Source organism: Spirosoma sp. SC4-14, from assembly GCF_037201965.1.
Classification (GTDB): domain Bacteria; phylum Bacteroidota; class Bacteroidia; order Cytophagales; family Spirosomataceae; genus Spirosoma.
In genome coordinates this window covers 2,145,335-2,170,822 of record NZ_CP147518.1, presented here as the reverse complement: position 1 = coordinate 2,170,822, position 25,488 = coordinate 2,145,335, and the positions used below count along the sequence as shown (strand labels likewise).

General features: G+C 47.6%; 25 protein-coding genes. 8 read left to right on the top strand and 17 right to left on the bottom strand.

Annotated features, from left to right (window positions below; translation table 11 throughout):
• Positions 1–40 precede the first annotated feature (40 nt).
• Entirely contained in the window at positions 41–727 is a 687-nt protein-coding gene (locus WBJ53_RS08755) for a 2-C-methyl-D-erythritol 4-phosphate cytidylyltransferase (RefSeq protein ID WP_338875703.1), read from the top strand.
• 67 nt (positions 728–794) lie between these two features.
• On the opposite strand, the gene WBJ53_RS08750 is transcribed toward WBJ53_RS08755, so the two are convergent.
• A complete protein-coding gene (locus WBJ53_RS08750; RefSeq protein ID WP_338875702.1) occupies positions 795–2,237 on the bottom strand; it encodes an aminotransferase class I/II-fold pyridoxal phosphate-dependent enzyme in 1,443 nt (480 codons plus the stop codon).
• Between the two features lie 105 nt (positions 2,238–2,342).
• On the opposite strand from WBJ53_RS08750, the gene WBJ53_RS08745 reads away from it, so the two are divergent.
• Together WBJ53_RS08745 and meaB are read left to right on the top strand one after the other, a co-directional pair.
• Positions 2,343–3,218 carry a LysR substrate-binding domain-containing protein gene (locus tag WBJ53_RS08745; RefSeq protein WP_338875701.1) on the top strand — a complete coding sequence of 292 codons (876 nt, stop codon included), beginning with the start codon at positions 2,343–2,345 and terminating at the stop codon, positions 3,216–3,218.
• 2 nt (positions 3,219–3,220) lie between these two features.
• On the top strand, positions 3,221–4,225 hold the full coding sequence (meaB, locus tag WBJ53_RS08740) for a methylmalonyl Co-A mutase-associated GTPase MeaB (RefSeq protein ID WP_338875700.1): 1,005 nt from the start codon (positions 3,221–3,223) through the stop codon (positions 4,223–4,225).
• Between the two features lie 47 nt (positions 4,226–4,272).
• Here the strand turns inward: meaB and WBJ53_RS08735 are convergent, their stop codons facing one another.
• The 5 genes from WBJ53_RS08735 to WBJ53_RS08715 form a co-directional block, all read right to left on the bottom strand.
• Positions 4,273–5,907 (bottom strand): glycosyl transferase, encoded by a 1,635-nt coding sequence (locus WBJ53_RS08735; protein ID WP_338875699.1) that lies wholly within the window; start codon positions 5,905–5,907, stop codon positions 4,273–4,275.
• A gap of 78 nt (positions 5,908–5,985) precedes the next feature.
• Entirely contained in the window at positions 5,986–6,348 is a 363-nt protein-coding gene (locus tag WBJ53_RS08730) for a hypothetical protein (RefSeq protein WP_338875698.1), read from the bottom strand.
• 53 nt (positions 6,349–6,401) lie between these two features.
• Positions 6,402–6,935: a hypothetical protein gene (locus WBJ53_RS08725; RefSeq protein ID WP_338875697.1), complete on the bottom strand. Its 534-nt coding sequence runs from the start codon at positions 6,933–6,935 to the stop codon at positions 6,402–6,404.
• A gap of 561 nt (positions 6,936–7,496) precedes the next feature.
• The gene (locus tag WBJ53_RS08720; protein WP_338875696.1) at positions 7,497–8,981 is read right to left on the bottom strand and encodes a SusD/RagB family nutrient-binding outer membrane lipoprotein; all 1,485 of its coding nucleotides are present in this window, start codon (positions 8,979–8,981) and stop codon (positions 7,497–7,499) included.
• Positions 8,982–9,028: 47 nt separating this feature from the next.
• Complete coding sequence (locus WBJ53_RS08715) at positions 9,029–12,289, bottom strand: SusC/RagA family TonB-linked outer membrane protein (protein WP_338875695.1); 3,261 nt, start codon at positions 12,287–12,289, stop codon at positions 9,029–9,031.
• A gap of 771 nt (positions 12,290–13,060) precedes the next feature.
• On the opposite strand from WBJ53_RS08715, the gene WBJ53_RS08710 reads away from it, so the two are divergent.
• From WBJ53_RS08710 to WBJ53_RS08700, 3 genes are all read left to right on the top strand, one after another.
• Positions 13,061–13,336, top strand: a complete 276-nt coding sequence (locus WBJ53_RS08710; protein ID WP_338875694.1) for a hypothetical protein — start codon at positions 13,061–13,063, stop codon at positions 13,334–13,336.
• 208 nt (positions 13,337–13,544) lie between these two features.
• Positions 13,545–13,976, top strand: coding sequence for a hypothetical protein (locus tag WBJ53_RS08705; protein ID WP_338875693.1), 432 nt, complete (start codon positions 13,545–13,547; stop codon positions 13,974–13,976).
• A gap of 3 nt (positions 13,977–13,979) precedes the next feature.
• The gene (locus tag WBJ53_RS08700) at positions 13,980–15,887 is read left to right on the top strand and encodes a hypothetical protein (protein ID WP_338875692.1); all 1,908 of its coding nucleotides are present in this window, start codon (positions 13,980–13,982) and stop codon (positions 15,885–15,887) included.
• Positions 15,888–15,968: 81 nt separating this feature from the next.
• On the opposite strand, the gene WBJ53_RS08695 is transcribed toward WBJ53_RS08700, so the two are convergent.
• The 10 genes from WBJ53_RS08695 to WBJ53_RS08650 form a co-directional block, all read right to left on the bottom strand.
• Positions 15,969–16,193, bottom strand: coding sequence for a hypothetical protein (locus tag WBJ53_RS08695; protein WP_338875691.1), 225 nt, complete (start codon positions 16,191–16,193; stop codon positions 15,969–15,971).
• 31 nt (positions 16,194–16,224) lie between these two features.
• Positions 16,225–16,674 (bottom strand): hypothetical protein, encoded by a 450-nt coding sequence (locus tag WBJ53_RS08690; protein ID WP_338875690.1) that lies wholly within the window; start codon positions 16,672–16,674, stop codon positions 16,225–16,227.
• Complete coding sequence (locus WBJ53_RS08685; RefSeq protein WP_338875689.1) at positions 16,671–16,973, bottom strand: hypothetical protein; 303 nt, start codon at positions 16,971–16,973, stop codon at positions 16,671–16,673. Before WBJ53_RS08685 ends, WBJ53_RS08690 begins: the two co-directional genes overlap by 4 nt.
• Before the next feature lie 84 nt (positions 16,974–17,057).
• On the bottom strand, positions 17,058–17,252 hold the full coding sequence (locus WBJ53_RS08680; protein ID WP_338875688.1) for a hypothetical protein: 195 nt from the start codon (positions 17,250–17,252) through the stop codon (positions 17,058–17,060).
• A 128-nt stretch (positions 17,253–17,380) separates the two neighbouring features.
• Positions 17,381–17,578, bottom strand: coding sequence for a hypothetical protein (locus WBJ53_RS08675; protein ID WP_338875687.1), 198 nt, complete (start codon positions 17,576–17,578; stop codon positions 17,381–17,383).
• Positions 17,579–17,633: 55 nt separating this feature from the next.
• Positions 17,634–17,981, bottom strand: a complete 348-nt coding sequence (locus tag WBJ53_RS08670; RefSeq protein ID WP_338875686.1) for a hypothetical protein — start codon at positions 17,979–17,981, stop codon at positions 17,634–17,636.
• A gap of 4 nt (positions 17,982–17,985) precedes the next feature.
• The gene (locus WBJ53_RS08665; RefSeq protein WP_338875685.1) at positions 17,986–18,684 is read right to left on the bottom strand and encodes a hypothetical protein; all 699 of its coding nucleotides are present in this window, start codon (positions 18,682–18,684) and stop codon (positions 17,986–17,988) included.
• 223 nt (positions 18,685–18,907) lie between these two features.
• Positions 18,908–19,840, bottom strand: coding sequence for an ATP-binding protein (locus WBJ53_RS08660; protein ID WP_338875684.1), 933 nt, complete (start codon positions 19,838–19,840; stop codon positions 18,908–18,910).
• Positions 19,841–19,867: 27 nt separating this feature from the next.
• Positions 19,868–22,018, bottom strand: a complete 2,151-nt coding sequence (locus WBJ53_RS08655) for a Mu transposase C-terminal domain-containing protein (RefSeq protein ID WP_338875683.1) — start codon at positions 22,016–22,018, stop codon at positions 19,868–19,870.
• Complete coding sequence (locus WBJ53_RS08650; RefSeq protein ID WP_338875682.1) at positions 22,015–22,200, bottom strand: hypothetical protein; 186 nt, start codon at positions 22,198–22,200, stop codon at positions 22,015–22,017. Before WBJ53_RS08650 ends, WBJ53_RS08655 begins: the two co-directional genes overlap by 4 nt.
• Before the next feature lie 90 nt (positions 22,201–22,290).
• On the opposite strand from WBJ53_RS08650, the gene WBJ53_RS08645 reads away from it, so the two are divergent.
• Both WBJ53_RS08645 and WBJ53_RS08640 read left to right on the top strand, forming a co-directional pair.
• Positions 22,291–22,668, top strand: coding sequence for a helix-turn-helix transcriptional regulator (locus WBJ53_RS08645; protein WP_338875681.1), 378 nt, complete (start codon positions 22,291–22,293; stop codon positions 22,666–22,668).
• Between the two features lie 640 nt (positions 22,669–23,308).
• Positions 23,309–23,734 carry a hypothetical protein gene (locus WBJ53_RS08640; RefSeq protein WP_338875680.1) on the top strand — a complete coding sequence of 142 codons (426 nt, stop codon included), beginning with the start codon at positions 23,309–23,311 and terminating at the stop codon, positions 23,732–23,734.
• 205 nt (positions 23,735–23,939) lie between these two features.
• Here the strand turns inward: WBJ53_RS08640 and WBJ53_RS08635 are convergent, their stop codons facing one another.
• A complete protein-coding gene (locus WBJ53_RS08635; RefSeq protein WP_338875679.1) occupies positions 23,940–25,397 on the bottom strand; it encodes a glycoside hydrolase family 130 protein in 1,458 nt (485 codons plus the stop codon).
• Positions 25,398–25,488 lie beyond the last annotated feature (91 nt).

Here is a 25,488-nt window from a genome sequence, read left to right as displayed (position 1 = left end):
CAAATGACTAATGATCATTAAAGGGCTCTCCTTACTTCTTATGCTTTACGATTCGCCATCCGTTCAGGTTCCAACAAATTCATTTGCCATTATTGTTGCTGGCGGCAGCGGGAGCCGGATGAAATCCGACATTCCTAAACAGTTCCTGCTCCTGCATGGCAAACCCATTCTTCAGCACACGATCGAGCAGTTTCTGGTTCTACTACCTGCTTCTCAGATTATTGTGGTTCTGCCAGCCCGTGAACAGTCAACCTGGGGCTCCCTATGCAATCAGCACAATTTCCATCCAGCCGTTCAGCTTGTTACGGGTGGTAGCAGCCGCTTTCAGTCGGTACGCAACGGACTTGGAGCAATCAATTGTACGGATGGCCTGGTGGCCGTGCACGACGGCGTGCGTCCTTTCATTACGCCCGACATTATTCAGAACAGTTTCGCTATAGCCGCCCAAACCGGCTCGGCCGTTACCTGTGTGCCCGTAAAAGATTCGGTGCGGGTGGTGGATGCCAACGGACGAAGTAATGCTCTCGATCGGAGCCTGTATCGACTGGTACAAACTCCGCAGACGTTCCGGCTGGAGTTGTTTCGGCAGGCATTTGCCGTTGATGAACAGCCCTTTTTTACCGACTGTGCCAGTGTGATGGAATACGCGGGGTTTGAGATTACGCTTATCGACGGCTCTTACGATAACATTAAAATTACGACTCCCGACGACTTGAGAGGTTTTTGAGTAGCCGGATGTTAGATAGTAGACAGTGGATGGTGGAACAATTGATTTTATAACAGACATCCACTATCTATTCTGCGTAGTGGTAGTGTTGTTGGCTGATTACGTCCAGCAGTTCTTCCAGATGCGTATCGGTTGTAAGTGGATTCATGAGCGAAACACGCAGGTAAACGCGCCCGCGTAAGGTAGTCTGCACAATGTAGAAGCGGCCTTCTTTCAATAGCTTCGCCCGAATCTGAGTGTTGAGCGTATCCAGTTGGTCGGCGGTGTGGCCGTTGCCAACATACCGAAAACACACAATATTGCTCTCTGGCTCAACGGCCAGCTCAAATTCGGGTCGGCTCCGAACCTGATCGGCAAACCGACTTGCCAGTCGATATAGGGTTTCGACATTGGCCGTGAAGATGGCTTCGCCGTAGGTTCTGAGCACCGTATATACTTTAGCACTCATCATCAGCTTCGTGCATTCGAACACCCGTTTGCCCGAATTGAACCAGTCTTTCGCCGTAGCATCACTCCACAAATACTGAGCTTTTTGCTGAAAGGTTCGGTAGGAATCCAGCTCGCGTCGGTACAGAACGGCCGTAACCAATGCCGGAATCATCATCATTTTATGAAAATCAACCACAACCGAATCGGCCCGTTCGATGCCACGAATCAGTGGCCGATAGGTCTCTGACATAACAGCAGCCCCACCGTGAGCACCATCGGCATGAAACCACAATGTATGTTTCTCGCAGAAATCGGCAATTGCCATTAGGTCGTCGTATGAACCGGTAGAGGTTGAGCAGGCGCAGCCCACAACCGCAAATACCGTTAAACCGTTGGCCCGAGCCTGCTCCAGATAAGTTTCCAGTAGATCCGTTCGCAGTTGAAAGCGTTCGTTGGTTGGTATTTTGATAATGCCATCGCTACCAAGCCCCATAATCCGGGCGGCCCGATCAACACAATAATGTGCTTCTTCCGATACCATAATCGCCAGTCGGCTTCGCTCGGCATAGCCCTCTTCCCATACGTTATTGGAAACAGCCACTGCCCGGGCGGTCAGCAAAGCCGTAAGGTTAGCCAGCGTACCTCCCGACGTTAGCAGCCCACCTGCTTGCGGGCCCAATTGCATTTTTTCGGCCATCCATTGGGTCACAATCCGTTCGAGCGCATTGGCCGTCATTCCCATTTCATACACCGCCATCCCATTATTAAGCAATCCCGTTAGCACACCAGTCAGAGCCGCCAATGGCAACGGTGGTGCAACCTGGTGGCCCATATAGCGCGGATTATGCAAGTGGATAGATCGTTTCACAATATCAGTCAGCACGGGTAGGGGATCACCATCGATGGGCTTCTGGAAATCGGCCTGCCAATAGGCCAGCAGTTCATCGGGCTCTGCATAAGGCAATACCGGCTCATTGGATCGTTCGTCCTGATTTAGCTGGTCGGCCAGTAAATCGACCAGTGTGTGTGCCTGCTGCCGAAACCGTTCGGGCGAATAAGCCGCTGTTAGCAGATTGTCCATGATGGGTTACAGATTGAGTGATTATGTTGTACTACACAAAGTAATTGATTCGGTCTGATACAGAGAAATACTTATTTTTGATGAATTGATAGCACAACGGCATCAATGGATATTTATCAACTGAAGCATTTTCTGGTTCTGGCCGACACGCTGAACTACCGCCGAACGGCCGAACGTATTTTTATTGCCCAACCGGCCCTCAGTCGTCAGATTCAGCAATTAGAATCGGAACTAGGCGCGTTGCTCTTTAAACGCGATAAACGCACTGTTACGCTAACGCCTGCCGGTTTATATCTACAGCAGGAAGCTGGTCGGCTGCTCGAACAGCTCGACCAGACGTTTAAACGAACGGCCCAGATTCATCGGGGCGAAGCGGGCGAAATCCGTATTGGCCACGCTAGCTCGGCCATGCAGTCGGTGTTGCCCAAACTGCTGATCAGCATCCGCGAACAAACGCCAGACCTGAAAGCGCTACTGATGGAAACAACCAATCGATACCAGTTGGAAGCGCTTCAGAATCGGGAAATCGATGTTGGCTTTTCCCCTAATGTGATTACGCCACCCAGCATTAGCAGCCGGGTAGTTTACGCCGAAAATTTTGTGGTCTTATTGCCCGAAAACCACCCTATTGCTGTCGAAAATTTTACCGATCTATCGGTTTTAGCCCAGGAGTCGTTTATTTTACCGCCCCAGTCAGAAGGAAATGGCTACGTAGAAAGTATTCAGGCACTGTGCCAGCAATATGGCTTTCTGCCTCATATTGCCTATGAGTCGGCCTATTCGGGAACAGTGCTGCGGTTGGTAGAAGCCGGAATGGGTATTTCTATAGAACCGATTTCGACCCTGCGTGGTCAAAATCTTCGCATCAAAACCATAGAGCTCACCAACCTACCTCAGAAAGCCGAAATGAGGCTCCTCTGGCTAACCGAACGAACCACAGAACTGGCCCCGTTTTTACGACTGGTTGACCGGATTTTATAACCATGCGAACCCGACTCTCTTCCGATCAATATGCAACTGGTATTCTGGCAGGCGACCGGCTATTGCTGAGCCGGGCCATTACGCTCATTGAAAGCCGACGTGCCGACGATCAGGCCCTGGCGCAGGACGTATTAGCTACGGTAGTAGGTCATAACTCGGGGCATGATTTACTGGGCAATGGAGCCTCCATTCGGGTAGGCATAACGGGAGTACCCGGTGTTGGAAAAAGTACCTTTATCGAGTCGCTGGGCTCACTTTTGACCGAACGTGGTCATCGACTGGCGGTGTTGGCCGTTGACCCTACCAGCCAGCGTTCGGGCGGTAGTTTACTGGGCGACAAAACCCGTATGGAAACCCTCTCACTGAACCCGAATGCCTATATTCGACCAACGCCAGCGGGCGATTCACTGGGTGGCGTAGCGCGTCGGACCCGCGAAACCATGCTGCTTTGCGAAGCAGCCGGTTTCGATATTATTCTGGTTGAAACCGTAGGAGTAGGTCAATCAGAAACAGTAGTTCATGGTATGGTCGATTTCTTTCTGTTGCTCATGCTGGCCGGTGCGGGCGATGAACTACAGGGCATGAAACGCGGAATTATGGAACTGGCCGATGCATTGGCCATTACCAAAGCCGATGGCTCAAACATGGCAACGGCCAACCGGGCTCGCGTCGACTACCAGAATGCACTTCATCTTTTTCCTCCCACCGGCACAGGCTGGTTCCCTCCGGTGCTTACCTGCTCGGCTCTTACGGGCGAGGGCATAGGCAACCTCTGGCAAACAATTACTGACCATCAGCAGCTAACCCACCAGAACGGCTATCACCTCCACCGACGGCAGGAACAACAGTTAACCTGGTTTCGATCGTTGGTACAGGAAGAACTTAACACTCGTTTTTTTCAGCAGCCAGGTTTGCGCGAGCGTCTTAGCGACATTGAAACAAAAGTAAGGTTAGGAGTGCTCCTGCCAGTTCAGGCAGCACAGGTGTTGTTTACTACGCCATACTAAGTGATTGTGCGAACAACACGCTACCTGCCCACCACTGATTGAGTCTGTTACTTAAACAGAACCAGTTTTGCCGAATGCCGATCAAACAAGCGCATCGTGTCGATGATCTGATAGTGTTCTCCCGCTAAACTGGCCGAATCGGCAATATAATAAGCACCGGGATGCACCTGATCTGTCAATCGCAGGATTTCGCCCCGCACGGCTTCGATGTGAAACGAATTCACATCAGTAGCACCCACAGGCTGACTAATGGTTTGGCGAAAACCGTATAGCGGATAACCCATACTTTCGCGGGCAATTCGTTCAGACTCATTTTTATAAAACTGCCGCGACGCCAGACGACCCGGCAGGGCAATCCAGTTGATGCCGATTCGCACCACAATCATAACGAGTAGCATCCGCATAAGCCGGTTGCCGGTATCCTGCCATAGTGCCCATGTACTGAGAGCCAGCAGGCAAAACACAACCGTTGTTTTCCAGCCAATTCCGTCTACAATTCGGGTTTTTGGATGAAGCAAAGCCACCCAGGAGCCAATGGTAACTATGATGCTCAATGTAATCCAGATACGTTCGACCCACAAGCGCGGCTTATCGGTTGGCTGGCTATACTCGTAATACATGTAGGCCAGGACTGTAAATACCAGTGGCAGCAGGCCAATCAGATACCGGGCGTAGACCTGCGGAGACGACCAGTATACCCAACAGTTTGCCAGAAAGACAACGGCATTGAAGGCAATAAACGAATTGGCCCGGATGATGGCCACAATACCACGACGGAAAAGAAGAACGAGCAATAACAGATACGGAACAAAATGATAAATCATCTCGAACGGAAAGGTGATCAGGTGTAGCAGCGTTTGGCCAATACCAAATGTTACTACGGTGCGTTTTGCACTTTCGTCGAACAGAACGCTGGCAACACTACCGAGTGGAATCTGATTACGCGTAAAATAGGCCATGTAATAGCTGCCAACAATGACCAGAAATAAACCGATTCCGGCCCAGTGTGCTGCCTGCAACAGTCGGTTGAACTGTCGGGTATAGGCAAACCAGCTAATTAACGTAAGGCCCTGAAATACGACAGAGGGCAATCCTTTTGTGAGAAATCCCAGCGCTGTCAGGACATAAGTACTCAGGAACAATGGCCAGTATCGTTGCTGACGGTCGAAATGATACACCAGCATCATCGACAGATATGTCAGGAGAGCAAACGGAATATCGATCGAACTCCAGAGTGAATCATAAATCAGAACCCGGCCGTTTGTTAATACCATCAGGGCCACCACAAAAGCGAACCATCCCGACTTTACGGCGGCAACATTTGCATAGTGCCGCACAAATCCAAAAACAGTTAACCCAAGCAATGCCAATGAAACAATCACCGGAAATCGTACGGTAAACGACGAATAACTTTCAAACAGCCGATAGAATACGACAAGAATCCAGTTATAGAGCGGGGGTTTGTTGAAATAAAGCTCACCGTTCAGTGTTGGTGTTATGTAATCGCCCGACAGAATCATTTCCAGGGCCACCAACGCCCGACGTGGCTCATCGGAACTGGTATCGAGCGGCAGGTAGCCTAAATGCGACACCAACGCCACCAAAAGCATACCAACAGTTAGGATGGCCCAGCCAACCGGATAGCGGACGAATACCTGTTGCATTACGGCACTGAGCTTCATGAATACCCTACGTTTACATCCCAACCACAAAAAAAGGCGAACCAGTGGTTCGCCCTTCATTTTCTCGAAAAATAATCGCTACGAATTACCCAATGTCTGGTCGGGCTCATCCGTACGAGTTATTGGGACAGCTCCCTCGTTCGTACGTTGATTCCAGTCGGCTTCGGCGGGCAACGGTGGTTGCCCCCACGAAGCCCGCTTAGCTTCTTCGACATCAGCAGCCGTTGGCTGATCGCCATTTTCGGTTGCCAGTGCCTCTGCTACATCAACATCGCCCGGCACATCGGTATCATTGCTGTCTGCCACGCGCGACGGCAGATCGTTGTCCAGATTTTTATCGTTCAATTGTGCCAGTTCGGGTGCAATACCCATTGTGTTGTGCATTTGCTGAGCCGCAAATGACTCAGTGCTTTCTTTCCGGCTTTTGCTACTTACGCTCATAACGTTGATTGGTTTAGTGTTGAGTTTTAATGGCCAGATTCCAATGACTAGTTCTAATAAGCTGGTTTATAGCTCAGATCGGTGCCGGTCTGGGCTATTTCGTCATCAGCGTCCTGTTGCGATTCTGAGTCGGAATTTTTCGGCTGATTCTCCGACTGCTTTTTATTGTTCTGCTCCTTGGCTTCCTGCTCGGCTTCGGGCGTACCCACCTGCCTGGCCGAAGCATAATCGTCGGGGCCGCTGGTTGTAACATCAACCATAGCAGTATTGGTATTTTCCTGTTGTTCAACCGCACTATCGAGCCCCTCCTGCGTTACTTCCATTGTGCTATTGTTCTGATCGCCCATGCGCAGGATACCATTTTTGCTATCCATGTCGGTACTCCCAATAGCGCGGTCATTTCGACCATCCTGCCCACCTCTTACCTGTAGGCTATCGAGGCCGTTGGCCGAATTTTCCTGCTCATATTGATGCTTATTATCCTGCTTTCGCAGATCGACATCCGTATCGTCAGAACCGAAGGGGCCTTCCGTTCGACCATTAATCTGCGCTTCCCGGCGCTTTACATCGTTGGTGTCGTTGTTCATCGCGTTGAGTATTGTTTCTACTAAGAATAACTCCGCTGCCCCAAAAAGGTTTGATACGTTACGCCTTTAAACTTCTGACAATATCAACCTTACCAATCATGAAAATAAGACTATTTGTATTGTACTTAACAAGCAAAATAAATAACATTTACCCTTCGTACCAGCTTACCTACCGCTTAATAAATAGTAGGTTATAAGCATTCACAAAACATAGAAAAAACATATTTAATATATGAATATTTATTTGATTTGTCTAAAAACAGGAATTGTTCATATACTTTTCCGGTTTATTTATTCGACGGTAGACCAGTCAGAAGGTTAGGCTGAGTTCTTTTGTAATCTCGTTTGCCCTAAATCAATGGAGCAGATGTTTCATTGTACGTTTTAACGTGCTAATCATGTAGAATTAATTTAATAGTTGGATAAAGCGTAATGCAAAAAGCGGTCTGATCATGTCGGCCCGCTTTTTTTTGTTAAAACGATACGTTTCCAAAATGGCTTAAAATACAGAAGGAGACCGTTTAGGATCTCCTTCTGCACAGATAAAATCAACTAAGATGGCTACTTATCCCACCAAACGGGCGAGCTGGTTTTATCGCCATTCGAGAGCTTACTGATTGCTTCATTATAAGCCGCCGTGTTTAGAGTTGGCTCGGTGTTCGGATAGCCATACCGACGCGGAATCTCCTTGCTATCATTAACGGCATAAGGAGTTGGCTTCAAATCGGGATACCCCGTACGGCGCCACTCGATCCAGGCTTCAGTACCATTCGGATACAGTGCAATCCAGCGCTGATCTCCTATTTTAGCCAGAAAATCGGCCTGCGTTGGTGCAACAGCAGCGCTTGTTGTGTAGGCCGCAAATTTGGCTGCATCATAAACGCCATACTGCTCCCACGATGCTTTGATGGCTGCATTGTAAGCCGCCATTGCATCGTCGGAAATCCAGCCCCGAACAGCGGCTTCCGATTTGGCCAGGAGCATCTGAGCCGCCGTAATCATATAACCCGGCTGGGTTCTCGACAAAATTTTGGTACCCGGTGCCGACGACTCATGCTCGCCTGTATACTGAATCAGCAGGTTCCGGTTTAAACCATACGGCAGGCCCGAATATTCGCCCGACGACGTTGGAGCGGCATAAACCGGCAGCCGTGGATCGCTGAGTGCTTTCAGTTTATCGACCAGTACATCGCTGACGGCGTAGTCGTTCCGACCATCGAACAGCGCATTATCCGGATTCCGGAACTGGTTGGCATCCGTATACTGCACAAATGCATTATCGGCATTGGTGCTGATATAGCCTGCGGCATCGGAATAAGCAGCCGCAAACTCGGTTTTCCCCGTAGCCGGATCTACTTTAGTGAGCCGCAATGCCATCAACATTCGCATCGAGTTAGCAAACTTCTTCCATTTGGCGGCACTGCCATTGTAGATAATATCGCCACTAAACACTTTGCCATCGTCAAACTGAGCTGATGCTTCTTTCAGTTCCTTGAACAGATCGGCATAAATAGCCTGCTGCGAATCGTATTTGACCTGCGTGTTTTTCTTCAGCGCATCGAAGTATGGCACATCACCCCAACGGTCCGTTATCACCCAGAACATATACGCTTTCAGGATGCGGGCAATGGCCAGTTGATTATTATTCGAGCCAAACTGCGCCACATAGGCTTTCGTAGCAGGATCATTATTGTAGTCGATAATCGTTTGCAGATCTTCCAGTGTAACGGCATAATACCGGTTCCAGTCGGCAAACGTTGTCGAATATAGCGAGCTTTCGGGATACTGCGTCTGCGACCAGTATTGCGCAAATAACCGAGGCTCGGTAGCCAAACCGGTTAGCCGTCCGGCTACTCCATCCAGCAAAGCCCCCGTTGAGGTAGTTGGCGGAACCCCGGTAATGGCTTCCGTTAACAGAGCCGACGTTACGGGCGTCGAGGCAGCGTTGGGGGTTATGTTCTCACTGCCAAAATCGCTGCAACTGGTCATGAAACCCAGTGCAGAAAGCAGACCGAGTGTCAGAACTTTATGTTTTATCGTTGTCATTTGAATGCTAATGATAGGCTGAGCAATGCGATTGTCTCAGGTTATTTCTAGAGTCCTAAACGAATGTTGAAACCAAGTGAACGGGTGCCAGGCTGCTGACCATTTTCACCAAACCGCTGCGACAACTCCGATGGGTCGATGTTGCGGTTGGTCGCATAAATCAGCCAGGGGTTACGAGCCACCACCGACAGGTTGACCGACTGGAAATACTTGTTTGGCTTCAGCGGTAACCGATAGCCCAGGCTAACTTCACGCAGTTTCACATAGGAAGCATCGAAAACGGATGGAGTTATGATTTTATTATTACCAAACTGGTGATAATAATCATAAGCATCAACGTAGGTATCCACCGCTTCTCCATTCTCGTTTACCCCTTTTACATGGACTCCACCACCATCGGCAACCGCGTCGCGAACATTTTTGCCTTTGTCGTTGGTAGCCGCCGTTTCGGCATACAAGCCTGAGTACGTTCCCCAGTGATTCGACAGCGAGAAGTATTTGCCGCCATTCTGGAAGTCGATGCTAAACGCCAGGTTAAAATCCTTATAACGCAGATTGTTTACAAAACCACCTGTAAACGAAGGCAATACGGTGCCAAAGTACTGGTTCGTGGCAAACTGATAGGTACCATCGGAGTTTATGACAGGCTGACCATCTTTATACACAATGCCATTGCCGCGCAACTGCCCCCATTTGTTGTTGCCACCATTGTCGACACCCGTCGAGTGAATAACATAGGCATAGCCAAAAGCATCATTTGTAGTATAGGACTGTGCTGTTTGGCCAAAGGGGACGGCCGAGGTTGCCTGAATCGAATTTACTCCCGGTGCCAGACTGATGATCCGCGACGTATTGACGGCAAAGTTCAGGGTCATGTCCCAGTTGAAGTTTTTACCAACAACAGGTTTGCCATTCAACTGAATTTCGACCCCGTCGCGTTCAATCCGGCCCGCGTTAATCACCTTCTGGGTGAAACCACTCGTTGCCGTTACATCGACATTCAGGATTTCGTTGATTTTGTTTTCGTGATAATACGTAAACGCTAAACCCACCCGATTGCGCAGGAAGCTCAGGTCGATACCCATCTCGTAAGCCGACGACAGTGACGGAATAATACCAGCATTCGGCAGCAGATTCGGCGTTGTCATCAGGCTGTTCGTTCCGTTATATTTTGCCTGATCGACAGCATAAGTCAACGCCAACTGATACGGGTTCAGATCCGATCCGACCTGCGCCCAACTGGCCCGTAACTTACCGAACGACAGGAATGGCAGCGACTCGCGAGTCAGCTCAGAGAACACAAAGCTACCCCCTACCGACGGATAGAAATACGAGTTATTATTTACAGGCAGTGCCGAACTCCAGTCATTACGTCCCGTCACTTCCAAATAGATCAGGCTACGCCAGCCCAGCGACGCCCGCCCATAGATACTACGGACCGTTTTGCGGAAACGGTTGTTGGTTTGCGTAAACTGCTGTAGCGAGTTACCAATCGTAAACAGATCCGGCACAAACAAACCGCCATTCGTACTCAGGTCGACCCGTCTGTAGGTATTATCACGGATGTTTCCTCCAACGTTGGCATTCAGGTCAAAATCACCAAAGTGGTTTTCGTAGGTTGTCAAAAACTCGTAATTATCTTCGCGTTCGGTAATCTGGCCAGTCGAATAGCTGGCTTTCTGGCCGGTTTGCGCACCGCTCAGTTCAATAATCGTTGGCGTTTTGTTTTCGTAATTGGTGTTACGCTGATTCCGACGCAACCAGCCCTGTACGCGGAAGTGATCGTTCAGTTTATAGGTCAGGTTAACATCGCCAAACAACCGGTCGCGGTTCGAGGTGTTGTTGATATTGTCCTGATACGAATACCAGTTATACCAGTAGTTTCCTTTGTTGAACGTGGTCGAATTGAAGTTGGTCGTCGCTGTCGGGTTCGTATGGTTCCAGCTTGCCAGCGCACCGATGGGCGTATGCAAGTCACGCAACTCGCGCATGATGCCCATATCGAGATCGCGGTGGAACCACTGGTTAAACGACCCGGCACCGGAATAGTTTCCGTAGCCATCGTCAAAACTGCCAAACAGCTTTTCGGTAGTGAAGTTAAAATTGATGCCTGCCGTCAGGTGTTTGCCCAGATCATAGCTGGCTGCTGCTGTAACATAGTTCCGTTTCAGCGATGTATTGGGCAATACGCCGGTCTGATTCAGGTTGGTGTACGACATCCGAATGTTGTAGCCAGTGCCACCACCCCGCAGGCTGATGCTGTTGTTAAACGACTTACCCGTGTTGTAATAATCCCGTACGTTGTTGGGCTGGGCCGTATAGGCTGCCGTTTTGAACGAGTAAGGACTACCCGGATACCACGAATACCAGGGGATGTATTCGCCACCGTCGATTTTTGGTCCCCACGAAGCATCGTCCGAATAATCGTGATAGCGTTTGCCATCCAGTGCTTTCCATTCTACAGGATTACCCGGCGCCCAGTTAAACGTGCGCCAGTCTGACTCACCACCGCCACCGTACGAATTCTGATATTTCGGGATGATATTAACCTGCTCGAAGGTAGTCGTGCTGTTAATGTCTACGCCAATACCTTTGCGGTTCAGCCCTTTCTTTGTGGTGATAACAATAACCCCTGCATCACCACGCTGACCATACAACGCCGTTGCGTTTGGTCCTTTCAGCACAGAGATGTTTTCGATATCGTCGGAGTTGATGTCCAGCGAACCGGGCGTATCGCTGTCGCTGGTCAGCGGTGTACCGTCGATGACATAGAGCGGGTTTTTATCGACCAGCGAAGCCGCTCCCCGAATCCGGACCACAGCTCCGGAGCCCAGTTTGGAGCCTGCCTGACTTAGCACCTGCAAACCAGCAACTTTACCGGCCAATGCATTACCCGCATCGGGCTGACGCGTAACGGTCAGTTGTTCGGCACTAACTTGCTGGGTAGCAAATGAGATCGATTTAGCATCCCGCTTAATACCGAGTGCCGTTACGACTACTTCCTGTAATTGTGCTGCATCGGATACCAGACTGACATTGATGCTGGTTTGATTTCCGATTTTAACCTCTTGCGTGATGAAGCCAATAAAACTAAAAACTAAGGTAGAACCTGCCGGAGCATTTAGTTGATAGTCACCAGTAGCATTACTGCTAGTTCCACGAGTTGTGCCTTTGATTGAAATGTTTACGCCAGGAAGCGGGGAGCCATCCTCTGTTGACGTAACCTTACCACTGACTGCAATATCCTGCGCCAGCAATGGCAAACTCAGTAAGCACAGCAGTAGCTGCGCCATTAGAAGTTTTCTCATAAATTAAACTAGTCTAGGTTAATATGAAGTTCACAAAGAAACTCATCACGAAATTGTGCAAATTATTTTACACTACAAAATTTCGCTCTATACCTATATAACAGAATAAATAGCCAATCTTAATTCATATTATAATAGAATTACCTGATTAGAACTTAACACTCTGATAATCAGAAAGAAATTAAAATAGAATTAAGAATTAAAAAAGCCAAAAACTTGTGGTAACAATCTAATAAAGCTTATTGTTTTTTTGATTCAATAAACCTTATTTAATGGCTTCAAAGTAGGGCAAAATATTAGATTAGTCATATTTACTCAACTATTCACATGGCAATATCAAAGCAGGTATTTTTACTTAATTGTACCTGAATAGGAAATTTCAAATATTAACTATAAGATAATCAACAAATTAAGTGCAGCTTAAATTCTTCAAACAGGAAGAGGGGGCAAGCTACCGGCGCATTTTCGCCCATAAGTAGCTCACCCCCTCTTGCAGTAGTTACTTAGAACTACTTACATATATGTACCCTGATTCAGGAAATAGTTGGCGTTGAAGCAACAGGTTCTTTATTCTGTTGCGTATATAGACAGAAAAACCAAACACGAAGTTTGGAAAAACCAAACACGAAGTTTTCAATTTTGCCGAATTGTACAAAACTAAGCAATGGGCAATTTTTGGCAGACATTTAAACAGCCTTTAAACTGGATTTAAATATGCTTTAAATTTCGCTAACTTACCGCTTCCCTAAGATAAAAACGAAGAACGAGCTAATGGTAAAATCAATTGACAACTTCACCTATGGCAAGCGAGATGGTAGACCGGATTTAGATTTAGGTCATCAGCGAAACGAGTACTATAAAGAATATATGCGCGAAGCCGTTCGCTGGGCAACGATGAGAAACAGCAAACGCCTACCCGTTATGATTACTTTTTATGGAAGTTGGGACGCAGATTTGCAATGGACAGTAGAGTGTGAGGATGCAGAAACACAACAACGAATTGAAGAAGTACTAGCTCACCTTCGTTCGACTCGACAGACAATCTAATCCAAGGTAGGTTTCGCTCTCCCTTTTACCTTGCCCCCTACAGGATCGTTCACCGCCTTAGTTGAATGGTCTTTTTTTGCTCTACTTAACCATAGGATAAAGGCTTTGGATTAAGCTATCCCCTCACAGTATCAATCTTTTTAGTAGCTTTGTTCAGGTGCATTCGTCAGTAGAGCGATGTACTTTGTTTTATATCCACACACACATTATGTTCAATCGAGACAAAGCTATCCAGCAGCTTAAGAAGCTGTTCAACACCTCACCCGTTCGGGTAATTCCTGCAACCGTCCTATCTATTGAGGGCAATACCTGCACGGTGCAGCCTGTCGGCTCCGATCTGACTCTGTTTGATGTTCGCCTGTTTGCCGAAGCCGAACAAACAGGCGTAGCTATCGCTCCCAAACCCAATACACTGGTACTGGTTGGTATTGTTGGTGACAAGGTCGATCCGGCCAAGTTATGCGTTTGTCAGGTAATGGAAGCCGATACAATCAGCCAGACGGTTGAGGGCTTCACTATCGAGCTAAACGAGCAGGGGGCAACCCTTGTCGGACCCAAAGGCCGCATTGATCTTACCAAAGAGGTTCTATCATCCTGCTTTCAGTCGTTCGTCCCTTATTCATTACAGCAGACGGCCTAATCAATGAGTAATGTCTATCAGTGGATATTCCAGTTGCAAGACAGGATGTCCGGGCCATTGCGGGAAATCTACAGCCGCTATAGCTCTACCATTGCCGGGATGAAGAGCATGACCAATCGGCTCAAGTCGTCGTTTGCAGGCGCTACCCAATCGGTCGAAGAACTACGGCGTAAGCTGGAACAGCTCAAAGGCCGTCGTGATTTGCTGATTAATACCAGCCAGATCAAAGCAGCCAATAAGGAAATCGACGTTTTGCAACGCAAGATTGACAAGTTGGAAGGAATGGGACGGTCAAAGTCGGGCAGTTTAATCGGCAATTTCGCCCGTGAAGCCTTACCCTATGCAGGAGCCGCTGCCCTGATTGCGGGTGCCGGCTCCTTCTTCTCATCGGGCATTAGTGCCGAACAAACCCAGATTGCCTACCAGCAGTTTGCCGGATCGCAGGCTCAAGACCTTATCGACAAGCAAAATCGCTTTGCCGATGCTACCCCCTTCTCTAACGAAGAGGTGTTAAATACGGGCCGGTTGATGCTGGGTCAGGGCTTTAAGGTCAACGAGATACTACCCAACGAGCAAATGGTAGGCGACGTAGCAGCCGGGGTACAAACCGACTTTGGCGAACTAATGCGGGTTTATGCCAAAGCGAAAAGTAATGTTGTCGTGCAAAACGACATACTAGATCAGTTCTCGGACCGGGGCATTCCTATTTTGCAAACGCTGGGCGATATGCTGGGTAAGACCCCCCAACAGATTCGCAAAATGGCAGAATCGGGCGAATTGAACTTTGGCCACTTGCAGGCTGCTTTTAAGAAAATGACTTCCGAAGGGGGTATTTTCTTTGGGATGCTCGATAAGCAAAGTAAATCGGTAGGGGGCCGCTTATCGACCTTCTTAGGGACGATTCGCAGTAAGATTACCAAGCTGGCCGAATCGTTAAACCCGATACTAGGGATGCTACTCGACATTGGCAATGGCCTACTAACCGCCCTTGAGCCAGTGTTTGCGGCCCTTCAGAACCTGTTCAAGTCCTTCGAGCCGTTGTTTTCGGCATTGGGCCGGTTGCTTGCAATATTCGGAATAACGGGCGAACAGGGTGGTTTGCTGACGCTGGTTATGAATCTATTGGCCACGGCCATAAATGGTGTTGCGTTTATTGTTAATATCCTGGCGTCGGCAATCGATTTTCTAACCAACAATCCCGTGTCAGCATTTATTGTGGCCGCTGATATTGTGATTCTGAATCTGGGAACGATAGTGGGCTGGATAGCGACACTGGTGGGCTGGCTGGGAACCGCGTTTTCGGCAGTGGTTGCCTTTGCTGAAGCCTGGTGGGCGGCTAATGCCGCTATTCTGGCGTGTCCCGCCGTTTGGATCTTAGCCGCCATTGCAGTAGTCGTGGCCGGAATCGTCTGGGCGTGGGAGAATGTCGAAGGATTCCGCAATGCACTAATACGGCTTTGGGAAGTAGCGAAAGCGGTCTTTTCGTCGCTGGGGAAAGCCTGGGATGCGCTAATGAAAGGCGACTTTTCGGGTGTAGCCAGTGCCTTTTCGGGGGCAATTCAACAGGGGCTTGCCAATGCTGAAGTCAAGATAAAAGCCGACAAAGCGGCACGGGCAGCGGCTGGCGCTCCTAAGGTGCCCACCGCTCCGACGCTGGCTAAGCCCCAAATGCCACAGGCTCCAGGGGCGGGTGGCGGGAAAACCGGCAAAGATTCACCTGGCAAAGCGGGTGGTCTGGAAGCGACTACGGGCGGTACCAAATCGACTACGATTACCATTAATCTAAAAAGCCTGGTCGAGCGGCTCAACATCAATTCAGGAACCGTTCAGGAGGGCATTAAGGATATGGAAGCGCAGTTGACAGACTCACTCTTGCGCGTGTTGAATAGTGCTAACTCAATGGGTACCTAAACAGGTATTCGTCCTTGGAAAACAAAACAGCCCGAAACCAACGATTTCGGGCTGTTTGCATTACCTAACTTTTAACTTAACCTATGATTGTCTTTGTTGCCTTTCCTTGTAGCGTCCCCGCTGGAAAATGATCCGCTCAAGCGTATCGGTCGTCAAAAAGTATTTTACCGATAAGGCTTCCAGAATAAATTCGTTGCGCTTGCCAGCGGTAAACATCTTTTGATATTCTGCCCGAATAGCTTCGTTGCGTTTTTGTTTTAACGTTTGTGCCGAAGTATCGAGTTGCGGAGCGGATTGAGTAACCATCGGATTTAGAGTGTGTTAACGTGCGAAATTATCAGGCTTTCCCCTTCGCCAACGCTTTATAGTCGGTCTCAAATCGACGTTGGCTTAAAAACGTTTCGGGGTAAAGACGCTCCATGTTGGGGCGCGTCGATAAATAATAGCTATACGGGGCAATGGCTTCCAATGCCTTAAGCTTGTCCGCATCGGGTAGTTTATCCCAAAGCTTCTGAACCCTTGTTTTGTGACCGACTTTATAGCCGTATTCCTCCCAAAAATGGGCAAAACTCAAATCAGCCGATATAAGCTGAACCGTTAGGGTTTTGGAATCATGGACCAGTAGGGTTAGGTCATTGCGACCCATTGGAAACCGGCTTTTTAGCCAGGTCCGCTGCATCTCGTTAAGTTGAGCGTCATTGGTGAAGTTGACCAAGTTGCCGCCTTCATCGTAACTAAAGGCCATTTCGCCTTCAAACAGCGTCGAAGTCAATAGATACCGGGTCAAGCTGTTTTGGGGTTTGACGTGGAGACAGAAACAGCATACCGGCCACGCTTCCAGACCATTGCTTCAACAGTCTGTTCGGTCAGAAAATAGCGTTCCGCTAACTCAGCGATAATCACAGCCGACTTGATGCCCCGTTCTTGCTGACGGGCAAAATCAGCCCGTATCGTTTCCAGACGACGGGCACTATTCGACACGAAAGGACTTGTAGAAGTCGAAAACGAAGCCATTTTACGGTTACGGTGGATACGGGGATTCCACCCCGCGTTCTGTAACGCCGAAGATAAATAAAATCTATACATTTTGAAAACTGATTGTCGGTTAGGTCAATTGGATAAGGTGTATCCAAGAATTGAAGGGGAAATCAAATGCCCTTTAAGTGGTATTTAAAGAGGCTTTAAACCAAGCGATTTATTGAACTCAGCCACTTCACAAGCTTTTGCCACAATAGATGGGTAACGCTTTGCTTTAGGCCGTTGTAAAGTTTTACGAAGACATTCAAGGTTTATTCCAAGGCCAATGGCTATTTTAACATAGTCGCCACGCCGTAAATATCTTTTAGCTTCTTCTAGTGTTTCCATTATCCGGTACTGGTTTTGAGGTCGTTAAATAAACTTTTTGCGCAATTTTTCGGGCTTTATCGAGTTCATCAAGCCGCTTTTTTAGCTCAGCCGAAAAGTGTTTTGGCTCTGGCATGGCGATTAAATTATTAAGTTTGACGAGCCACTAATCGACTGATAGTGGCATTTGAGACACGAAACAAGTCCTGTCGGTCGGCCAATGGGCCTGTTAGCCGTTCAACACTGACTAACAGGCTATTGATTGCATCAACTGACAAGGGACTTTCTTCCAGTTCAGCTATCGCCGATAACAGAAAGAACAAGGCGCGGACCTCAGAAAGAGGCATTGTTGATATACGAACTAGACTTTGAACAGCCATCTTAATCAGTATTCAATGGGTGCTACACCTCAAATTGACTCATGATCTGCTGAAACCGGCTTATTGGTAAATCCTTTAACAAAGTCAGAATTTCCTCATTCGTGCGGGATTTAGCGCATAAAGGTTGAACACCTTCCTGCTTCTGAGCTAATTGGCTTAAAACCTGTTTAGCATGTGGATCTAGTGCAGCTACAGCCGGACCTAAATAATTAGCTATCCAGCTTATACTTTCATACTGTATCCCACCTTTGCCATTGGCTAGCCAGAATACTTCATAGAGCGCCTTTTGCAAATCCTCATAATAGTCTACTGCATCAGCATCTACACATGGAATTTCAATTATTAAAGCATTTTCCTGAAAGCGTACCATAGTTTTAATTTTCTCGTCTAAAAGGTTGATTATTATACAAATGAGACATATGGGTAAGCGTTGCCTGTAGCTGCCGAATCCGACGAATATCGGCTGGGTCTATCGACTCAGCGCCAGCGATCTGGCGTTCGATCTCGACAAGCTGATCGGTATATTCTTCGTACATATCCCCAAACTCATCCACCGTATCCCGATCCTTCATAATGAGCCAGGGTGATTCAATGACGGCCTTTGGCTTGTCTATATACGGGCGATAAAGCTGGTTAACAGGCTGTTTTTGGGGTTCCTGTTGGGCGGTTTGTGTCGGCTTGCCAGTCCGTTTTTTATCTTCGCTTTGCTTCCATTTCTCCATTGCGGTAACGGCTTTGCGAAGCGTTTCGTAGTCCAACTCATTGAGCTTGCCTTTGAACTTCTTGGTTAAAAAGACGTTCAGGTTATCCCAATCAGCCTGCATCATATCGGCCACACGAAAAATATCTTTGGCGATATTGATGATCTTGGCGCGCATTTTCCGAATGGAAGCCATCTCCAAGCCTTCCAGATGTTTAATGGCTTCGGCCATCTCCTCTTTTGACATATCCTTTGAAGACTCTGAACGACCCTGTGTATACGTCAGCACCAAAGCCGCTTTCTCTTCCTTATCAAACTTTCGCGCTGTCAGTAGGGCATGAAAGCGAGCGTTCTGAGCAGTAGTCCGTTTCATTAGTTGTTTCATTCATTTGATTGTCTACTCGTTAAAAGTTTATCTCACAAAACAGCCCCTTGGACAAGCCGAAGACTATCGACCTTATCCAAGTCCGTCAAAAACATTTGCGTCGATTCTCGAAGAATTTAAACACCGTTTAAACGGCTTCCTTGTTTTTATCCTGCATGCGGATTGAGCAATCCGACTGAAAACGGGACAACTTACCATTGGAGGCTACTTCCTAGCCCTGAACCTGACTAATCCGACGATCCAGAATCAGCCGTTCCAACCGGCGCAAATCTTCGTCTACCAAATCTTCATAGCGGCCAAATACTGGCACTAATACCTGTTGGGGATTCATCGCCAACCAGATTTCTTTTTGGGTCTTGGCATCCCCGATCCCATTGGCCGCACAAATCGCCCGGACATCCTGTTCAGTAGCTCCAACCAAGTGCATAAACTGACGACCAAGCCGACTGTCTAACTCATCATACCCCCGCACACTACGGCGAACGCCTGATTTAATGTGCTTTTCCAGATCGTCAGCCCCTACAATTACTAGCCCGATGTGCCCTTTTAGCTCGTTGTACAGGGGAATAATCAGCCGTAGGCTTGCAGGACTGAGCTTATTGGCTTCATCCAGTATCAGAACGGGCCGACAACCAATGGCTTTTTGTTTAAAAAAGTCAATCAAGGCTTCGGCCATTGCTGCCAGATTCAGCCCGGTAGCATCCAGACCGACCGTCTGACAGAGTTTGCTTAAGAACAGCTTGTGGCTCCAAAACTCTTTGCATTCCAGATAGAACACCGTCCCAATCGTTGCTTTCGACCGATACAGCGAAATGCCTGCCGATTTACCCTGTCCCGCCTTGTGGGAAACCGCCAGAAACATGGCGTGTTGTTGGGCATCGGACAGATACTTGTTCATCCAACGGGTATTCATCGTTTCCACCAGCACCCAATTTGCGTCCGACAGTTGGTGCCCCAGACTCGTGCCGACTCGCTGCCACATCTGATCCGAGACAAGGCCAAACAGGCTTTCTTCCTGCATGTTCTTGCTGACGGTAGCCACATTGGCCCCTACTTTCGTGGCAACCTTCTGCCAGCTACCCAGCGCATGACGTTCCTGTGTCAACAGCAACGCAATCGCTTTCTTTTGCTCAATTGTAATCATAGTTATACATAGTTAAGTTGTTGAATATCAATACCGAACGTATTTATTCGGGTCGTAGGGATCATCGTCCAAGGCAGTCGGAATCACCTTTTTAGGGATAGGCTTAACGGTCGGGCTAGGCTTCGATGCAGCTTTGGCTTGCCGCTTGAGTTTGGCCGTCATGGTTGCCCCCATGCTATCATAAACCACTCTGGTCATGGCACTTTCAGCCGCTATACTGGCCGCTTTGTCGGTCTTGGAACCAAGCATCAGATCAATGTCAGAGGTATTAGTAAGAATACCTTTCAAATCCGCTTCCTTTTCGACCTCAAACCGTTTCACCTGGGCCATACGCCGTCCTAGCTCCTCACTATCGGCATTAGGCCCGTGTATAGCGATCCGTTTCGTTTCTTCCAGATCAAGCAGGAACTGATCCGTACCCGGCACAAACAGCATTACCCGGTCTAAATCCGTGTCGTCATAGCGAACGGCTACTTTCTTGCCGCTATACTGATAGAGAAATTCTTTATCGAAAATCTGGTAGACATACTCCTGATGATCGACCGTGAACTTGATCTGATTCCGTAAGACAGTCACCTCTTTTTCCAGCCAGAACAATTCGGCTACCCACCAGCTTTGCACCTCGATTACGTGCGGCTTTTCGCTTTGCTCGTAGAGTTGAGCCGGGGTCAGTTCAAGCCGTTTGTGTTGTTTGGAGTACTCGCTTAGCTGGGTATGTCGGTACACTTCCACGCACCGCCACGCTTCCTGCCATGCCTTGTCAAAGTCCCAGCCCTCTTTAGTCGCTTCCTTTCTGAGTTTATCCAGATAGGTAGCTGACCGATGGGCCGAAGGTCGGGTAGAGCGAATACCCTGCCCATAGTAGTAGCGGGATTGTGCCAAAAACACGGTCTGTAAGGTATCGAACCAACGTTCTACAGCCGCTTTCCCCTGAGCGTTATGGGTACAAACCATTTTTACACCTTTGGCTTCCATTCGATTCAGAACCGCTTGGATTTCATCGGTTAGATGACCCGGAAAGCGGTCATAAACCAGTGTATGCGGCAAATGCCCGGTAACATTGACGGCCATTTTAAAGGCATTAACATAGGTCCAGCGGTTTTCTGTTACCCCGAAATCAACCCCGACAATATCCCCGCTGTATACATCCCGAATGGCAACGATGAACAGGAATTGGGTTCCTTTACCGTCGAATGCCTTGTGTTCGACAAAGTTGATTCGGGTCGCATCGACCTGCCAGCAGTCACCGGCATACATTGCCCGTTTAAACGAGTGGTAGTGCTGATAGACAGCCGCCCGACCGCCTTCGTTGCCCCAACGCCCGGTCGTTAACTGCCGTATTTTAGGCGATTGAAGCAGCTTGGTTACCCAGCGATCACTAGGAACCGGCTTACCCGTTAACTGACAGACTTGCTGAACCTTTCGGGCAACGTGCGCATCGGTATAATTCTGTCCACTCATCCGGGCCTGCACGACCCAAGACAACAATTCCTGATCGTCAGAGTACAAATCGCGGTTTTGGTTGCCTTGCCGGGGTAATCGAATGACTTCGGTAATCGGCATGGGAACCTGTTCCCGTTCCTGCCCTTTTTCCTTCTTGCCAATGTAGCGCATCAACACCCGTTCTTTAAGGTTCTTCACCTCCATTGGTAAGTATTGATGACCAATCGGAAAATATTGATCATAATCGGGGGTAAGCCACTCGATAGCCTGCTCATAGGGGGTGTAATCCCGCCAGTCCTGCCCGGTTTCAATGACATACCGGCCAATTGTTTCCACAATGGCCGCTGCTCTGGCTAAGGCTATTTGTGTTTTTTGGCGGTGTTTAGCATCGGATAACTCGACTGGATACAAGCCGATATACTGCTTATAACCCTCTATACAGACCAATTGTAAGCGTTCCGGCAATGACCGTTCACTCAAAAGTTGACCTTCTGTCTGAGCAGGAATTTCACCGGGTTCAAAGCCATTACAAAGCACTCGCCGAACGATACCTTTATATCTATCAGCCATCGTATCATAGCGAATCAAACGTTTACGCCGATCATCTGGATCAGCGATAGATTGCCATTGCTTAGAACCTCTGCGATAGCCTCGCTCAATAGTATCCGACTCAATACCACAGAGTTCCACTAAATCACTTAGGGCTATATACGATATGTCGCTGATAAGTTTCATATACCAAGACCGGCATTTGCTTGAGCAATTTTTTTAGCAGCGTCAAATACCTGCGAATAGAGCTTAGACGTTGGTCGGCTAGCAATCTTTATTGCATATTTCCGTGAAACCCCCACCATTTTACCCACCTTCCTCCAATCACCGTATTCTAAGTGCTGCTTGATTTCTTCTATCGTGTCCATTTCCTTTGGTGTCAACTGACGACGAATCAAATTAAACAAAACTCTTTATAATAAACAATAGTCTTTAAAGAAATTTTAAAAATATCCTTTATGACAGGGAGTGAATTGAGAAAGAAACTAGAGCATTCGGGAATTAGCCTTACTGAATTGGCCGAAAAATTAAATATTACCCCTCAAGCTCTTAACAGTCGGCTAAACGCCAAAGAGATTAAGTTCTCTTTCATATTAGACCTATCGGAAGCAACAAAAGAACCTGTAACTTATTTTTATAATGACTTACAAGAGTTCAGTGAAAGCATGAACTCAATTAAAAAGAGCCAATCAGATGACAAGGGTAACAGGTCTACGCAATCACAACAGAGGAAGATTCTTGAGTTAGAAGCCAGACTAAAAGATAAAGAAGAGACTATAGAAGCTTTAAAGAAACTTGTTGATTTGTATGAAAGAAGAGAACAGAACAAAGGCTAATAATAGCAGCATTAAATCTGATTGCTAACTATATGAGCAATCTATATTGAATATATTACAACTTGTTTACAAGAAAAATAAAGCGAGTGTAACAATTGAACTTTTCTTACATAGCATGTCCGCCTAATTGTCCGCCCAAATGTCCGCCTAATTCCAAATACGAAGATTAGGCGGACATTTTAGGTACTTAGAAAAACCAAATACGAAGATTAGGCGGACACTTAGAGCAATTTCCTTGTTATTGACTTTTTCCGGTATGATATACACACCTAATTGCACACCTATTTCCAAACACGAAGATTAGGGGTGTATTTAAACGGCTATTAACGAGCATTTAAACAAAAAAGCCTCACAGGAAGCACCTGCAAGGCTTATAAGTATAAATTGAGAATCGCTTTAATTCAGGCGATTACTACTGTGTAACATCTCAAGAGCACGATACCAGACCAATGTGTCCAGATCAGCCGGACGACAGGGCTTTTTTAGATTCCTGCCTAGCCAAGCAGTCATTTTATCTGCCGACTCGTCTGATCCCTTGGGGTCAGTCAATAGTCGCTGAGAGAACTGCAAAAGGTTCACAGAGAAATTATAATGTTCATCTCCGTATTCATAATCATACCTAAACATAGCTTCTCTTCTTATGAGTGACGAATATACACCCAGACCTATTTCAAACCTACTAAAAGACGATATTTTAGAATGGATTTGCCGTTTGCCAATTGATCAATACGGCGACTTTTCAACCAATACAATCCTAAAGGATGTTGGAACAGATTTCAACATCCTAAGCGCCATACTGTCTCAGTTTAAACGACTTGGCCTTATCCAAGAACTTGGATTGCATAAAAAACAGATACATATCAAGGTCAATATTGAAGCTCATGACCTACACAATAAAGGCGGATTCTCCTTTTTAGATGCCCTTTCTCAAGCTAATCTGCAAAAACTATTGCTGGAACTACGGCAACTCGAACAACAAACTGAACCTAAGTCAATCGAACTTGTTAACTCAGTTTCTGGCGCTATTTCAGCTATAACAGCCGCATTAGCTCTATTTAAGGGATAGCCTATTAACTAGGTAAAAAGGGACTCAATAAATTTAATGGTAATCCAAGTTATAGCCCTAAAAGCGCATAGTTTCTATTCATTTCTTTAAGGGCAATTCAAGCCAAATACAAAAGTTCGTGTTTGGAAAATTTTGGCCAAAATTATAACTGCTTGATTTTCAATGAATCGGCCAAAATATATTCAATACAACTTCTTATTTCGATTTACCCCCCATACGTAAGTTCGGCCAGCAGTTCGCTAACGTTTACAGTAGCAAAGCTACTGGCATAGTCAGACATGGCATAGGGAATAATTAGCTCCCCATTATTAATCAACCCGCCACAGCTATACACTACATTGGGCACATAGCCTTCGCGCTCGTTTTCGTCGGGGCTCAGGATTGGCTCTAGTGTTCGGCCAAGCACTTTGCTCGGGTCGTTAAGATCGAGCAGGAAAGCCCCAATAGCATACTTACGCATTGGCCCTACCCCATGACTCAGCACCAGCCAACCCGCTTCGGTTTCAATGGGTGATCCACAATTACCCAACTGCACATATTCCCAATGATAGGTAGGTTTCAGAATCAACTCCTTTGTCTGCCAGAAATACAGATCGTCGGAATACATCAGATAAATATTCTCGCCATCCTGCCGCGAAATCATGGCATATCGACCGCCAATTTTTCGTGGAAACAAAGCCATTCCCTTATTCGACACCTCGGCTCCATTCAGCGTGCTGACGCTGAAGTGCGTAAAATCTTTGGTGGCCAGCAATTGCGGAAACGTAACACGGCCGTTGTAGGCCGTGTAGGTAGCATAGTAGGTCACGTCGCCATCGTCGTCGGTGAACTGCACGAACCGGGCATCTTCAATGCCATTGGTTTCATTAGGCGAGGTTGGGAAAATACAGCGTTCATCCAGGCTCTGATCTTCCTCAAAATGGATTTCGTAGTTCGATTTGGCCAGTGCCAGCAATCCACTGGCAATGGTTTCGTATTCGGCATTGTAGCGATATTGCGCCGTTACGCGCTTGATCTGCCCTTCGAGATCGGCCAGACTAAACTCGTCGCCAAGGCCAGTCATCATTTTTTCCTGAATACTGTTTACGAGTCGCAGCTCATAGAGCTTGCGCTCAAACTGAGCCCGGTTAAATAAGTGGTTGGCTACAATTTCTGGCGATGTCACATAACGAGATGGCTTTCGCAACACAATCTTACCTTCCTCGTCGATATAGCCCATTCGAAACGAAATAGACGATACGTGTCCTTCGCCCGTTGCCCGTAAGCTCAGAATAAACCGTTTATAACCTGGTGGCACATTGCTCTGATCGGGATGCCAGATCATCGACGGATTGAACAGGGCCGCCGACTCCAGCGAATATTCCATCGTAAAATAAGCCCCAAGCAGTAATTTCCGCGCATCGGTCAATGGCTCGTCGGTTAGTAACTGAGGCTTAATCTGCTCAAATCGTTGCAGTAGAAATCGCTCCAGTTTGTAGTGTCGACCACCAAACTCACGAATAACTTCCTCCAGTTTTTGCTCGGCTTCCTCGTCGGTCATGCTGCCCACACGCGCAATAATTTTCAATGTGCGGGTGGTACTTCCCAATTCGAACGGGCGAAACAAAACACGTGTAGGATCGGGCCGAAGCACAATACCCGTACGGGTTGCTTTTATACTCATCTATCTACTTAGCGTTACAAAATAATCGAATCGTTGACGGCATGAAATTAGGCGATTTAGCCCGAATTCATGCCGTCAACGATTCGATTAT

Bases quoted from the DNA above. Each gene is read 5' to 3' on its own strand.
- WBJ53_RS08755 (WP_338875703.1), top strand. From the start codon at position 41: ATGCTTTACGATTCGCCATCCGTTCAGGTTCCAACAAATTCATTTGCC.
- WBJ53_RS08750 (WP_338875702.1), bottom strand. From the start codon at position 2,237: ATGGACAATCTGCTAACAGCGGCTTATTCGCCCGAACGGTTTCGGCAG.
- WBJ53_RS08745 (WP_338875701.1), top strand. From the start codon at position 2,343: ATGGATATTTATCAACTGAAGCATTTTCTGGTTCTGGCCGACACGCTG.
- meaB (WP_338875700.1), top strand. From the start codon at position 3,221: ATGCGAACCCGACTCTCTTCCGATCAATATGCAACTGGTATTCTGGCA.
- WBJ53_RS08735 (WP_338875699.1), bottom strand. From the start codon at position 5,907: ATGAAGCTCAGTGCCGTAATGCAACAGGTATTCGTCCGCTATCCGGTT.
- WBJ53_RS08730 (WP_338875698.1), bottom strand. From the start codon at position 6,348: ATGAGCGTAAGTAGCAAAAGCCGGAAAGAAAGCACTGAGTCATTTGCG.
- WBJ53_RS08725 (WP_338875697.1), bottom strand. From the start codon at position 6,935: ATGAACAACGACACCAACGATGTAAAGCGCCGGGAAGCGCAGATTAAT.
- WBJ53_RS08720 (WP_338875696.1), bottom strand. From the start codon at position 8,981: ATGACAACGATAAAACATAAAGTTCTGACACTCGGTCTGCTTTCTGCA.
- WBJ53_RS08715 (WP_338875695.1), bottom strand. From the start codon at position 12,289: ATGAGAAAACTTCTAATGGCGCAGCTACTGCTGTGCTTACTGAGTTTG.
- WBJ53_RS08710 (WP_338875694.1), top strand. From the start codon at position 13,061: ATGGTAAAATCAATTGACAACTTCACCTATGGCAAGCGAGATGGTAGA.
- WBJ53_RS08705 (WP_338875693.1), top strand. From the start codon at position 13,545: ATGTTCAATCGAGACAAAGCTATCCAGCAGCTTAAGAAGCTGTTCAAC.
- WBJ53_RS08700 (WP_338875692.1), top strand. From the start codon at position 13,980: ATGAGTAATGTCTATCAGTGGATATTCCAGTTGCAAGACAGGATGTCC.
- WBJ53_RS08695 (WP_338875691.1), bottom strand. From the start codon at position 16,193: ATGGTTACTCAATCCGCTCCGCAACTCGATACTTCGGCACAAACGTTA.
- WBJ53_RS08685 (WP_338875689.1), bottom strand. From the start codon at position 16,973: ATGTATAGATTTTATTTATCTTCGGCGTTACAGAACGCGGGGTGGAAT.
- WBJ53_RS08680 (WP_338875688.1), bottom strand. From the start codon at position 17,252: ATGGAAACACTAGAAGAAGCTAAAAGATATTTACGGCGTGGCGACTAT.
- WBJ53_RS08675 (WP_338875687.1), bottom strand. From the start codon at position 17,578: ATGCCTCTTTCTGAGGTCCGCGCCTTGTTCTTTCTGTTATCGGCGATA.
- WBJ53_RS08670 (WP_338875686.1), bottom strand. From the start codon at position 17,981: ATGGTACGCTTTCAGGAAAATGCTTTAATAATTGAAATTCCATGTGTA.
- WBJ53_RS08665 (WP_338875685.1), bottom strand. From the start codon at position 18,684: ATGAAACGGACTACTGCTCAGAACGCTCGCTTTCATGCCCTACTGACA.
- WBJ53_RS08660 (WP_338875684.1), bottom strand. From the start codon at position 19,840: ATGATTACAATTGAGCAAAAGAAAGCGATTGCGTTGCTGTTGACACAG.
- WBJ53_RS08655 (WP_338875683.1), bottom strand. From the start codon at position 22,018: ATGAAACTTATCAGCGACATATCGTATATAGCCCTAAGTGATTTAGTG.
- WBJ53_RS08650 (WP_338875682.1), bottom strand. From the start codon at position 22,200: ATGGACACGATAGAAGAAATCAAGCAGCACTTAGAATACGGTGATTGG.
- WBJ53_RS08645 (WP_338875681.1), top strand. From the start codon at position 22,291: ATGACAGGGAGTGAATTGAGAAAGAAACTAGAGCATTCGGGAATTAGC.
- WBJ53_RS08640 (WP_338875680.1), top strand. From the start codon at position 23,309: ATGAGTGACGAATATACACCCAGACCTATTTCAAACCTACTAAAAGAC.
- WBJ53_RS08635 (WP_338875679.1), bottom strand. From the start codon at position 25,397: ATGAGTATAAAAGCAACCCGTACGGGTATTGTGCTTCGGCCCGATCCT.